Genomic DNA, 11565 nt, shown 5'->3' with positions numbered 1-11565 from the left:
GCCCCGGGAACCCAAACCATCCACCGGTCGGCGGACAGCGTGCTAGCGTGCCGAACTAGAACACGTTCTAATTCTGGAGGACATTCATGACCGTGGAACAAGCCGGACTTGCCGACAAGATCGACGCAGCGGTGACCGCCTACATCGACCTGCTCAACTCGGGTACTGCCGAACAGATCGCCGACCTGTATGCCGCCGACGCGACGGTCGAGGACCCGATCGGCGCCGACATCCGCAACACCCGCGAACAGCTCGTCGAGTTCTACTCGGTCATCACCGGCATGGACGAGCGCACCGCGACCCTGAAGTGGAAGAAAATCGCGGGCGACACCGCCGTCTTCGAGTTCACCCTGGTGACCAAGACCTCGGGACTCGCCTTCGAGATCACCCCCGTCGACATCATGGTCTTCGACGACGAGGGCAAGGTCTCCTCGATGCGCGCGGTGTGGAAGCCGGAAGACCTCACGCAGCTCTAGCCCGCGGTCCTGGGGCGGTCCGACGGTTGGGCAACCGCGTTGCAGTGCTTCACGCGGAGATGAAACGCCGAGATCCCGATCGCCGCGGCGGTCATCGGAACACCACCGAACATCAGCAGGCCCCAGAAGCCGGTCCAGTTACTCAACCCGAGCACAGTCAGACCGGCAAGCACTGCGGTCGCCAGACAGGACGCCCACCAGCGCATGATGAGTGCGGCCAGAGCGGGTGCGGCGCACAACAGCGTGCCGAGCATGACCAGCGGCCAGATCCCGACGGCAGACCACATCGGGTCGTCGCAGGTCGTCCCCGCGCGCATGCCGGGGTCGTCGAGCTCGCCCGTCTTGGAGCACGACAACGAAACCGTGCCCGCGGGTCCGAACGCCTGCCACACAGCGAACGATACGGCGAGTGCTGCTAGGACCAACCAACCCGCACGTACCCAGGTGATGCCTCGGCGAGTTGCAGGCGCGGGAGTTCCGCCAGACCCGAGATCGGGACGAAAGGTGTTCGACGACGGGTGGTTCGCTGGAGTTCTCATCCCCGCCCCGTCGGCCGCAACACGATGTCCTGGGGGTGGGCGTCGCCCGGCGTCTGGATGGCGTGGACGACCGCGGCCGCCACCGACTCCGGCCGCAGGAACTGTGAGGCGTCGTAGTCGCGTCCCTCGATCGCGACGAGTTCGCGTTGCATGTCGGTGTCGATCCGTCCCGGGTAGACCGAGGTGACCCGCAGCGTCGGCTCCTCGCCGCGCAGCGAGTCGGCGAGCGCCCTCAACCCGAACTTGCTGGCCGCGTAGGGCGCCCACCGCGGTTTGGCGTTGCGGCCGGCGCCGGAGTTGACGAACACGACGTGCCCCTGCGCCGAACGCAATGCGGGCAGCAGCAGCCGGGTCAGCTCGGCGGCGGCCACCAGGTTCACCTCGAGCACGTGCCGCCATTCCTCGACGGGGGTCTCGGCGACCATCTCCAGACTGCTCCCGACCCCGGCGTTGTGGACGAGCACGTCGAGTTCATTGACGGCCTCCACGGCCGCCTCGACCTCGTCGTAATCGGTCAACTCGACGGCGAAAGTGCTGGCGCCGTCGAGCTCGACGGCGAGCTGATCGAGTTCGGGGGAGGGGCGTCCGCCCAGCAGCAGGTCATGTGTCGGTGCGAGTTGTCGGGCGATGTGGGCGCCGAGACCTCGACTCGCGCCGGTGATCAATGCGGTGGGCACTCCTCGACCCTACTGGCTGATCGTCGTCGGGTGACCTCGACGACCTCGGTGAGCAGAGCCGGGCGTCGCGGGGCACAATCGTCGGGGTGGCCAGGTATGGATTCACCCCAACGCAGCTGTCGGCACGCGCCGCTTACCTGTTGCGAGGCAACGACCTGGGCACGATGACAAGCGCTGCGCCCAAGTTGTATCCGCACATGTGGAGCTGGGATGCGGCGTTCGTGACCGTCGGCCTCGCGCCGTTGTCGGTGGAGCGCGCGGTGATCGAGATGGACACCCTGCTGTCGGCGCAGTGGCGCAACGGCATGATCCCCCACATCGTCTTCGCCAACGGTCGCGACGGTTACTTCCCCGGCCCGGCACGGTGGGAGTGCTCCCGGCTGGCAGACTGCGCTCCCGACTTCCCCGACACGTCGGGTATCACCCAGCCGCCGGTCCACGCGATCGCGGTGCAGCGCATCCTCGACCATTCCCGACGCCACGGCCGCACCACCCGGGCGGTGGCCAACGAGTTCATCGATCGCCGGTGGAGCTCGCTCGTGCGGTGGCATCGCTGGCTGGCCCACGCCCGGGATCCCAATGGCCGCGGCCGGATCACTCTCTTCCACGGCTGGGAATCCGGGATGGACAACTCGCCGAGGTGGGACTCCGCCTACGCGAATGTGGTTCCCGGAGAGGATCTTCCGCCGTATCAGCGAGCCGACCTCGACCATGTGTCCGATCTGTCGATGCGCCCCTCCGATCTCGAGTACGACCGCTACATCTGGCTGGTCGAGCAGATGAAGCGCGCCAACTACGACGACGAGATCCTCCCGAAGGTGATGAGCTTCGCCGTCGAGGACGTCTTCGTCAGCGCCATCTTCTCGGTCGCCTGCGACGTGCTCGCGACCATCGGTGAGGACTACTCCAAACCGCGCTCCGACGTCCGCGACCTTCGTGCGTGGGCGGATCGGTTCCGCGCCGGCGTGGTGTCGGCGGCCAATGATCGCAACGGTGCCGCAAGGGATTTCGACCTGCGTGCGAACTCGTGGATCAACACCGAGACGATCGCCGTGTTCGCCCCGCTGCTCTGCGGCGGACTGTCGCGGGATCGGGAACGCGCCCTGCTGCGGCTCTTCGAAGGCCCGCGGTACTGCGGCCACCCCGACCTGCGTTATGCGGTGCCGCCGTCGACGTCGCCGATCTCCGCGGACTTCCGGCCCCGCGAGTACTGGCGCGGTCCGGTGTGGCCGGTCATGACCTGGCTGTTCAGCTGGGCGTTCGGGCGACGCGGCTGGACCGAACGGTCCGCCCGTCTGCGCGACGAAGGTCTGCGCCAGGCCACCGACGGGACCTTCGCCGAGTACTACGAGCCCTTCACCGGCGAACCCCTCGGCAGCATGCAGCAGAGCTGGACCGCTGCGTCGGTGCTGGACTGGTTGGACTGAGGGTCGCCGGAGCCGGGCGTCCTGTGAGGAGGTCGGTCTCCGGTTCACCGGAAACCGGCTACAACTCCCGCATCCGGCGGCAGACGTCGTCGTAGACGGCCACCAACGACCGCGTCGACACCGAACCGCCGGTGGCGTCGTTCGTCTCGACCCACTCCTCGAAGGCGCACTGCACCTCGAGGTTGGCGATCTCGAGGATCATCCGGATCTGGCTGCGGGTACGCGCCGAACTGCGGTCGCCGAGCGCCTCGGGTCGACGCCGTGACCTCTCGGCGTAGCGTCCGAGTGCTGCTCGGCTCAGGGTCGGTGTCGCGAGCACCAGTTTCTGCACGCGCAGGAAGTGTGCCGACACGTCGTCGCCGCGGTCACCGAACCCTTCCAGCAGTGCGCGATAGGCGCTTTCGATGTCGGCGAGGCTGAAGGCGTCGGGATCGATCGCAGCGAGATGGTCGTCGAGCGCGCGGTCGAAGCCGAAGCGGTCGAAGAGCACGCATTCCTCTTTGGTGGGGAAGTAGCGAAAGAAGGTCCGCGGCGACACCCCTGCGGCGGCGGCGATCTCGTCGACCGTCGTCTCGTCGAAACCGTTGCGCTCGAACAGATCCACCGCGGCCTCGTGGATCTCCAAGCGCGTCGCATCGCGTCGGCGGGCTCTCAGGTCGCCACTCTCGAAGGAATCTGACATGAGCCGAGACTAGCGCCCGCACCCCTTGATCGATGGCATCTGATGCCAAGGTGGCAGTCACTGCCACAGTGCGGTAGCGTCGCCATCTGATCGACCCGGGGAGAACACGAGATGGAAGAGCGACAGTGACCGAGAATGCAGCCCTCACGGGCACGGACCAGCGCCCGCGCACCGGCCATGATCGCAGTGCCGTACTGCTCATCGGCATCTTGCTGGCGGCCGCCTTCGTCATGATCCTGAACGAGACGATCCTCAGCGTGGCCCTGCCCACCCTGATGACCGACCTCGACATCACCGCGGCCACGGCCCAGTGGCTGACCAGTGGCTTCCTGCTCACCATGGCGATCGTCATCCCGACCACCGGCTTCCTGATGCAGCGATTCACCGTTCGCTCCATCTACCTCGCGGCGATGATCCTCTTCACGGCCGGCACGCTCGTGGCCGCACTGGCACCGGGCTTCGAGCTCCTGATCGTGGCGCGCGTGGTGCAGGCGTCGGGTACCGCGCTCATGGTGCCGTTGCTGATGACGACCATCCTCAACGTGGTCCCGGAGCAGAACCGCGGACGCACGATGGGCCTCGTCTCCATCGTCATCGCCGTCGCGCCTGCCGTCGGTCCGACGGTGTCCGGGCTGATCCTGCAGTCCTTGAGCTGGCGTGCGATGTTCTGGATCGTGCTGCCGATCGCGGTCGCCGTACTGGTCCTCGGCGGGGTGTTCGTCCGCAACGTCACCGAGCAGCGTCCGTCCCACCTCGACCTCATCTCCGTACCGCTCTCGGCGCTCGGATTCGGCGGGATCGTCTACGGCCTCAGCAGTATCGGCGAGTCCGCGAGCGGACATGCCCCGGTCCCGCCGTGGGTGCCGCTGGTCATCGGTGTCGTGGCGCTGGGGCTGTTCGTCCTGCGTCAGCTCAAGCTGGCCGACGGTGGACGCGCTCTGCTCGACCTGCGGACCTTCGCGGCCGCGCCGTTCCGCCTCGCCGTCGTGCTGATGGCCGGATTCATGCTGACACTGTTCGGTGCCCTGATCCTGCTGCCGCTGTACCTGCAGAACGTGATGGGCAAGGATGTCCTGACGACCGGCCTGGTGCTCTTGCCCGGCGGTCTGGTGATGGGTCTGATGGCCCCCTTCGTCGGTGCACTGTTCGACAAGGTCGGTGCCCGACCGCTGGTTCTGCCCGGCACGGTGGCGGTGAGTGCGGGCACCTGGCTGCTCACCACCCTCGACGCCGGTTCGTCACTCGGCATGGTGATCGCCGCACACGTGATCCTCAGCGCGGGAATCGCTTTCGGGCTCACTCCGCTGATGACCTCGGCGCTGGGATCGCTGGGTCCCGAACTGTACTCGCACGGCAGCGCAACGGTCAGCACGATCCAGCAGGTCGCCGGCGCGGCGGGCACGGCACTGTTCATCACTCTGATGACCCGTGGCACCCAGTCGGCCATCGACGACGGGGTGAACCCGCTCCAGGCGGGCGCCGATGGCATCCACACCGCCTTTGTCGTCGCGGCCTGCCTGTCCCTGGTACTCATCGCGGCGGCCGCGCTGGTGCGCGGACGGACCGGTGCCCCGAAGGCCGGCACGGTCGGCACCGCCTGACGTCGGAGGTTGCGACGCACCCGGTGGCGTCATCGGGCCCGGTACTCGAGCAGCCCGAACCAGAACTCCTCGGGGATCTCCTCGCCGGCGCGCAGCACGCGCGCGAGTCCGGCGGCCATGAGGATCCCGAGTAGGCCGAGCCACAGTCCGGAGATCGAGATCGCCGCCCAGGCGATGACGACGGCGAACGGCCACGGGTCGAGGATCAGCAGGACCGGTGCGAAGAAGAAGCCGGCTCCGATGAACCACGACGACAGCGCCCGGTCGCACCGCATCACCGCGGTCAACCACTTCGGGCTCGACGCGGTCGGACCCGAGAACGCCGCGGGTCTCGTCACCGCTGTCGTGGGTTTCGGGTGTCTGATCATCGGACGCCTCCTCCGGGATCGGCCGTGATTCCAGAGTCGGCTTCGCACGTCGCGAAAGCCACTACCTCGCAGGTAGTCCGGAGCATCTCACCCGCGTAGCACTCCATTACAAAGCCGTCACACTGCGGAAACATATCGCTTGTTTCATAACAGAGGACAACGTCCACTCACATGATTCACCGTCACTGGTGGTCTGGAGCAGGACGTGGTCGCGTACCGCTTTCGCGCGTACGTCCCGCAGAACCTTTGTGAAGGAGCATTGTGACCATCGAGAGTGCCAAGGCGTTGGAATTCCGGGTGACCGGCGACGGATACGAGAACCTGCCGAAGATGCCCGAAGCCGAGTATCCGGGTACCGAGGGTTTCATCGGCGATGTCTACGAGAACCCCGACGGAAGTCCCATGTGCAGCGGGTACTTCGAGCTGCGCCACACCGATGAGCCGCTGTACTACGAGTACGAATACGACGAGATGAAGGTCGTTCTCGAGGGCGAGTTCCTCTTGGAGAACAAGGAGACCGGTCAGAAGACGGTCGCGAAGGCCAAGGATGCGATCTTCTTCCCCAAGGGATCCAAGATCTACTTCAGCACCCCCGACTACGCGCTCGCCTTCTACACGGGGCTGCGCGACGCGACTCTCCTCTGAGCCGCATGTCCCAGATCGCGTACTCCAGCGTGGCGTCGTGGGTACGACCTGGTGACCCGGTCGAACCGGCGTCCCCCGCGCCGACGGGCAGCACCTATCTGCTGGTCGGTGTCGGGGATGTCGCGGACGAACTGAGTCGCTGGGAGTCCGACCTACCCCCGCGGGCGTCCACCCGGATCCACGGGGACCGTGGCACCGTCGCCGGCCTGCTGGCCAGCGCGTTGGCCGATTCCGTTGTCGGCATACGTGTCTGGATCATCGCCGACATCGGGGCCGCCCTGGCCCTGCGCGCGGTGGCCTTGAGCGCAGGGCTCGAGGACGACGAGATCGAGGTCGTGACCACCGCGACGCTCGGTACGGGCACCGTCGAGGTGTTCTGTGCGCACTGCCGGACGGTCACCAGCGCCGAGGTCGTCGTCGACGACGTGGTCGCCTGTGTCGGCTGCCGGCGCGATCTACTCGTCTATCACCACGTCTCGCGTCGATCGGGTCGTTTCCTGGGGTTCATGGTCGACGCCGAGAACCCCGTCCCATCCGTCGACATCCAACCCGTTGCGGAGGCCTCCCGATGAACACCGCAGTGGCACAGCCCGATACGCGCACCGCGCCGGCTCCCCGCGGCGCAGGCACCGCGACGACGATGGAGCTGGTGGTGACCGCGATCGACGTCGTCGCACGCGACATCCGATCCATCACCCTCGCCGATCCCGCGGGCCGGGCGCTCCCCGGGTTCGTCCCGGGAAGCCACCTGGTGGTGCACGCCGGGACACGCACCAACGCATACAGCCTCACCGGCGACGGCGCACACCCGTCGCAGTACTCCATCTCGGTTCTCGGTCTCGACAACGGCAACGGCGGATCGCGATGGCTGCACGAGCACCTGATGGTCGGTGACACACTGACCGTCGGTATGCCGCGAAACGCCTTCGCGCCCATCGCGCGGGCACGGAAGCACCTGCTGGTCGCCGGCGGCATCGGGATCACACCGATGGTGTCGCACCTGCGCGCCGCCGTGCGCTGGCGCCGAGACGTCCAGCTGCTCTACGTGTTCCGTCAGGCATCGGCGGCCCATCTGGCCGATGTCACCGGCCTGGCCGGTACGCGCGCGGAACTGTTCACCGATCGGGTGTCCTTTGCCGAACGGCTCGACCAGGTACTGCGCTCCCAACCGATCGGCACCCACCTGTATGTCTGCGGGCCGTCGTCGATGATCGACGCGGTGGTCGACGCCGCAACCGATGCGGGGTGGCCGAACTCGCGAATCCATCACGAACGCTTCGGGATCGACGCACTCGATGGCGGTGAACCGTTCCGCGTCGACCTGACCGACTCGGGCCGCACGATAGTGGTCCCCGCGGGGACCAGCATGCTCGAGGCGCTGGAGCACGAGGGGGTCCCGATCCCCAATCTCTGCCGTCAGGGCGTGTGCGGTGAATGCCGCCTCCCGCTCGCCGCCGGAACACCCGTCCACCGCGACCTCTTTCTCAGTGCCGAGGAGAAGGACGCCGCCGATGCCATCATGCCGTGCGTCTCGCGCGCCCCGGCAGGCTGCACCCTGGAGGTTCCCCTGTGACCACCGCAATCGAGACGGGGAGTGCGGATCTCATCGCCGGATTCCCGTTTCCCTTCCCCGAGGATCGATACCGATACAGCACCAACGTCGAGCCCGCTTCGACGCCGGTGATCACTCCGGTCGGTCAGTGGGGCGCCGCAGTCGTCGACGTCGATTCGGAGTACTGCGCCGAACTCGACCGGCGTGCGATGATTCTCGCCGCCGACCCGACACGTCATGCCGTCCTCCCGCACATGGCACCCGCGGCCTGGGACGCGATGCTGACCCTGATGCGCGAACTCGGTGCCGCCTATCCGGAGCAGATGCAGCTTCGGGCGACCGGTCCCGACGAGTGGTCGTGGCGCAACACGATCCTCGGGATCGAGCAGCGGTTCCGCTACGGTGACGACTCGACCCTCCCGGAAGAGCCGCTGCGCTACATCACCTCTCAGGTCCAGGAGGATGTCGCCCTCCTCGATCAGCGCAACGACCAGCTCTTCGTCGACGCCGGCGTCGTCACCTTCGCCGCCGATTGGAGCTTCGGCTTCGACGTCGGGATGAGCTTCCTCGAGATCCACGGTCCGGTGCCGCGTGTGCGCGAGGAGGGAGTGATCACCCGGGCGCATGAGTTCCTCAAACGTCTGCAACCCCATCAGCCATACCGCCGCACCAACTGGACCCTGACCATCGACCGCCGCCTCGACGTGTCGACCGAGCTCTACCCCGACTGGGGTCCGGACCGGGAGCTGATCCAACAGGTCGACGACGCCGAATTCGGACGCCGAGTACATCTGCGTGTCGAAGTCCAACATCTCATCCGTCTACCGGATTCGGGTGCGGTGATGTTCCTGATCCGGACGTATCTGCTCCCGCTCGAGCAACTGGCCACCGTCGAACCGTGGCGTCGTCGTGCAGCCGAGGTCTTCGCCGAGTTGCCTGCCGACATGGCCGACTACAAGGGCATCATCAAGTTCCGGGATCGGGCGGCGCAGTGGCTGCGGGCCGCCGCGCCCGCCGTGTCGGTCCCGGAGGACACCGCACCCATCGGGCCGGGCATGCCCGTATGGCCGAGCACACCCCCCGCCGTCGACGCCTGTGGGGCCGCGTTCCTCGTGATCGCGGTCGGCGACGGCGCCGAGACCGCGCACGTCTCCCGTGCCTGGGTTTCCGCCGCGGAGATGATCGGCCCCACCAGGACGGTGGTCCTCGACTCGCTGACCGAGGACGCTGATCGCGCGACGCTGCGCAGTGCCCTCGACGAGGCCGTGACAGGTACCAGAATTCTGATCACCGGTGGACAGTACGACGTGATGACGGGCCTGGCGCTCGCCCGCGCGGGTGGGGCGGCGCCGGCGGAACTGTCGGCCTACGTCACCGACCTCGGCGACCTGCCGCTGTACTGCGCGCACTGCCGCGACGTCTTCCGCGTCGAGGGCGTCGCAGGCGGAACGGTCGCGTGCCCGGGATGCGCACGCGATCTCGAGATCCACCAGCACCATTCGGCCACCCTGGGCGGCTTCCTCGGTTCGGCAGCGGGAGGTGACACATGACGGCTGTCATGACACCGGAGCAGCCCCCGGCGCACCTGCATCCGGCCTACGCCACCGCACCCCGACCGATGCGGGTCGTCGCGGTGCGTGCACTGACCGCCGACATCACCCACTTCAGGTTCGGCCCCGTCGAGGGCCCACCCGCCGCGCTGACCGCGTATCAACCGGGCAGTCACCTGATTCTCACCGCAGGTGAGCATCGCAATGCCTACTCGCTGACCGACGATGGGATGTTCCCTCTCACGTACGGCATCTCGGTACTGCGACGAGGGGCCGGCGGCGGGTCGGACTGGTTGCACGACAACCTGTCCGAGGGTTCCGTCGTCGAGGTGGAGGGGCCGCGATCGATGTTCGCGCCGGTGCTCGAGCAGCGTGGCGCGTTGCTCGTGGCCGGGGGGATCGGTGTGACGCCGGTGCTGTCGCACGCACGGGCGCTCGCCCGCACCGGGCGTCGTGCCGACATCGTCTACTCGTACCGCCCCGGACAGGGCGCGCACGCCGACGATCTCCGCGCGCTGGCCGAGCAGCCGCAGATCACCCTGTACGAGGTGTCCGGTACGGAGGCCACCGCGCAGCTGCTGGCCGAACGCCTTCGGGTGCAGCCGCTCGGAACCCACGCCTACGCCTGTGGCCCCGGGTCGTTGCTGGAGGCCTACACCGAGCTGGCCGCCGATGCCGGGTGGCCCGCCGCACGAGTGCATCTCGAGCGGTTCACCGCACCCGATCAGGCGCCCGGCGACCCGTTCACGGCGACCCTGACCTCCACCGGGGCAACCATCGACGTCCCCGCCGGCGTGTCACTGCTCCAACGCCTGCTCGACAACGGTGTCGCCGTACCCAACCTGTGCCGGCAGGGTGTGTGCGGCGAATGCCGAATACCGGTGCGTCGCGGGAGCATCGAGCACCGTGACTTCGTACTGACCGACGACGAGAAGGCCGCGGGGGAGGCGATGCTGTGCTGCGTATCCCGGGGTCAGGACATCGAGGTGGACCTGTGAGCATCGATTCGTTCCCGGCGCGCGACGTCGACCACCTCGCGAACCTGCCGTGGCCGTTCCCCGACGACCTCGAGGAGTTCGCCTACAGCGTCAACGTCGAACCCGCACGAATCCCGCGCGCGACCCGCGGCGGCGAATGGGGCAGGCATCTGGTCGATCTCGGCGGAGCCGAGTATCCCGAGATCATGGCCGAACGTCGACGCATCCTCGACGACGACCCGTCGCGCGTCCGGGTCCGCCCCGGGATGGAACTCGCCTGCTGGGACCTGCTGCTGTACTACCTCCGTGATCTCGACCTCGCCTATCCCGACCAGATGCATCTGGTCGAGTACGGCGACGGCCGGTTCCATTGGCGCAACGATGTTCTCGGCACCGACCAACAGTTCGTGCTGGGCGATCCCGACACGCTGGGATGCGGTCCGATGGAGTTCCTCGCGCGCGAGGTTCCCGACGATCTCCTCCTCGTCGTCGAGCGGGACGGGCACCTGTACTTCGACGCCGGCGTGGTCACCTTCGCCGCGGCCTGGTCGGTGTCCTTCGACGTCGGCATGGACATGTACGAGATCCACGCACCGGTTCCGCGCATGCTCCGCGAGGGCATCGTCGCCCGCGCCGAACAGTTCCTGCGCAGGCTACCGGCGGATCAGGTCTACCGCAGGGTGAACTGGACGTTGTCGGCGTCGGACTCCCACAAACTCGATGTCAGTCTCGAAGAGCTTCCCACCTGGGCGGCCGACGTCCCCGCCATGATCGCCGACGGCGATTTCGGCAGGGCGCGCCTGCGAATCGAGCTCGAACACTTCGTCCGGTTGCCGATGTCGGGTGCGGTGACGTTCAATATCCGGACATTCATGGCCTCGCTCGAGGACGTGAAGCGCATACCCGAGTGGGCGGCTCAGTTGGCGACCGTCATCGAGACACTCGGCGAGGACATCGCCGCCTACAAGGGATTTCTCGACTACCGCGACAGCGTCGTCGCATATCTACGCGGTCAATGATGCCCGTGAGCTGCTGGTACCAGTAACCCGACTCCTCAGTCCCGGAACCGAA

General features: G+C 67.3%; 13 protein-coding genes. 9 read left to right on the top strand and 4 right to left on the bottom strand.

What is annotated here, in order from left to right; genetic code table 11:
- Positions 1–86 precede the first annotated feature (86 nt).
- The gene (locus H1R19_RS22785) at positions 87–476 is read left to right on the top strand and encodes a nuclear transport factor 2 family protein (RefSeq protein ID WP_219850240.1); all 390 of its coding nucleotides are present in this window, start codon (positions 87–89) and stop codon (positions 474–476) included.
- Here H1R19_RS22785 and H1R19_RS22780 read toward each other — a convergent pair.
- A complete protein-coding gene (locus H1R19_RS22780; RefSeq protein ID WP_219850239.1) occupies positions 473–868 on the bottom strand; it encodes a hypothetical protein in 396 nt (131 codons plus the stop codon). The genes H1R19_RS22785 and H1R19_RS22780 overlap by 4 nt on opposite strands.
- A 143-nt stretch (positions 869–1011) precedes the next feature.
- The gene (locus H1R19_RS22775) at positions 1012–1692 is read right to left on the bottom strand and encodes an SDR family oxidoreductase (protein ID WP_188330557.1); all 681 of its coding nucleotides are present in this window, start codon (positions 1690–1692) and stop codon (positions 1012–1014) included.
- 86 nt (positions 1693–1778) lie between these two features.
- On the opposite strand from H1R19_RS22775, the gene ggh reads away from it, so the two are divergent.
- Positions 1779–3119 carry a glucosylglycerate hydrolase gene (gene ggh, locus H1R19_RS22770; protein WP_188330556.1) on the top strand — a complete coding sequence of 447 codons (1341 nt, stop codon included), beginning with the start codon at positions 1779–1781 and terminating at the stop codon, positions 3117–3119.
- Positions 3120–3177: 58 nt separating this feature from the next.
- Here ggh and H1R19_RS22765 read toward each other — a convergent pair whose 3' ends face one another.
- Positions 3178–3801 (bottom strand): TetR family transcriptional regulator, encoded by a 624-nt coding sequence (locus H1R19_RS22765; protein WP_219850238.1) that lies wholly within the window; start codon positions 3799–3801, stop codon positions 3178–3180.
- A gap of 125 nt (positions 3802–3926) precedes the next feature.
- On the opposite strand from H1R19_RS22765, the gene H1R19_RS22760 reads away from it, so the two are divergent.
- Positions 3927–5402 (top strand): MDR family MFS transporter, encoded by a 1476-nt coding sequence (locus H1R19_RS22760; RefSeq protein ID WP_188330554.1) that lies wholly within the window; start codon positions 3927–3929, stop codon positions 5400–5402.
- A 29-nt stretch (positions 5403–5431) separates the two neighbouring features.
- Here the strand turns inward: H1R19_RS22760 and H1R19_RS22755 are convergent, their stop codons facing one another.
- Complete coding sequence (locus tag H1R19_RS22755; RefSeq protein WP_219850237.1) at positions 5432–5770, bottom strand: hypothetical protein; 339 nt, start codon at positions 5768–5770, stop codon at positions 5432–5434.
- Positions 5771–6031: 261 nt separating this feature from the next.
- On the opposite strand from H1R19_RS22755, the gene H1R19_RS22750 reads away from it, so the two are divergent.
- Genes H1R19_RS22750 through H1R19_RS22725 form a run of 6 tightly spaced genes read left to right on the top strand, consistent with a single transcriptional unit; the run spans position 6032 to position 11513 of the window.
- Complete coding sequence (locus H1R19_RS22750) at positions 6032–6415, top strand: cupin domain-containing protein (RefSeq protein ID WP_188330552.1); 384 nt, start codon at positions 6032–6034, stop codon at positions 6413–6415.
- Positions 6416–6420: 5 nt separating this feature from the next.
- On the top strand, positions 6421–6987 hold the full coding sequence (locus tag H1R19_RS22745; protein ID WP_219850236.1) for a dimethylamine monooxygenase subunit DmmA family protein: 567 nt from the start codon (positions 6421–6423) through the stop codon (positions 6985–6987).
- Positions 6984–7988 (top strand): PDR/VanB family oxidoreductase, encoded by a 1005-nt coding sequence (locus H1R19_RS22740; RefSeq protein WP_219850235.1) that lies wholly within the window; start codon positions 6984–6986, stop codon positions 7986–7988. The genes H1R19_RS22745 and H1R19_RS22740 overlap by 4 nt, the downstream gene beginning before the upstream one ends.
- The gene (locus H1R19_RS22735; RefSeq protein ID WP_219850234.1) at positions 7985–9517 is read left to right on the top strand and encodes a heme-dependent oxidative N-demethylase family protein; all 1533 of its coding nucleotides are present in this window, start codon (positions 7985–7987) and stop codon (positions 9515–9517) included. Before H1R19_RS22740 ends, H1R19_RS22735 begins: the two co-directional genes overlap by 4 nt.
- The gene (locus H1R19_RS22730; protein ID WP_188330548.1) at positions 9514–10515 is read left to right on the top strand and encodes a PDR/VanB family oxidoreductase; all 1002 of its coding nucleotides are present in this window, start codon (positions 9514–9516) and stop codon (positions 10513–10515) included. Before H1R19_RS22735 ends, H1R19_RS22730 begins: the two co-directional genes overlap by 4 nt.
- Positions 10512–11513 carry a heme-dependent oxidative N-demethylase family protein gene (locus H1R19_RS22725; protein ID WP_188330547.1) on the top strand — a complete coding sequence of 334 codons (1002 nt, stop codon included), beginning with the start codon at positions 10512–10514 and terminating at the stop codon, positions 11511–11513. The genes H1R19_RS22730 and H1R19_RS22725 overlap by 4 nt, the downstream gene beginning before the upstream one ends.
- Positions 11514–11565 lie beyond the last annotated feature (52 nt).

The organism is Gordonia jinghuaiqii, from assembly GCF_014041935.1.
Taxonomy (GTDB): Bacteria; Actinomycetota; Actinomycetes; order Mycobacteriales; family Mycobacteriaceae; genus Gordonia; species Gordonia jinghuaiqii.
The sequence above is the reverse complement of the archived record's forward strand: the minus strand, read 5'-3'. Positions and strand labels throughout refer to the sequence as shown.

Excerpts from the sequence above, each read along its gene's own strand:
- H1R19_RS22740 (WP_219850235.1), top strand. The coding sequence starts at position 6,984 with ATGAACACCGCAGTGGCACAGCCCGATACGCGCACCGCGCCGGCTCCC.
- H1R19_RS22730 (WP_188330548.1), top strand. The coding sequence starts at position 9,514 with ATGACGGCTGTCATGACACCGGAGCAGCCCCCGGCGCACCTGCATCCG.
- H1R19_RS22755 (WP_219850237.1), bottom strand. The coding sequence starts at position 5,770 with ATGATCAGACACCCGAAACCCACGACAGCGGTGACGAGACCCGCGGCG.
- H1R19_RS22765 (WP_219850238.1), bottom strand. The coding sequence starts at position 3,801 with ATGTCAGATTCCTTCGAGAGTGGCGACCTGAGAGCCCGCCGACGCGAT.
- H1R19_RS22745 (WP_219850236.1), top strand. The coding sequence starts at position 6,421 with ATGTCCCAGATCGCGTACTCCAGCGTGGCGTCGTGGGTACGACCTGGT.
- H1R19_RS22785 (WP_219850240.1), top strand. The coding sequence starts at position 87 with ATGACCGTGGAACAAGCCGGACTTGCCGACAAGATCGACGCAGCGGTG.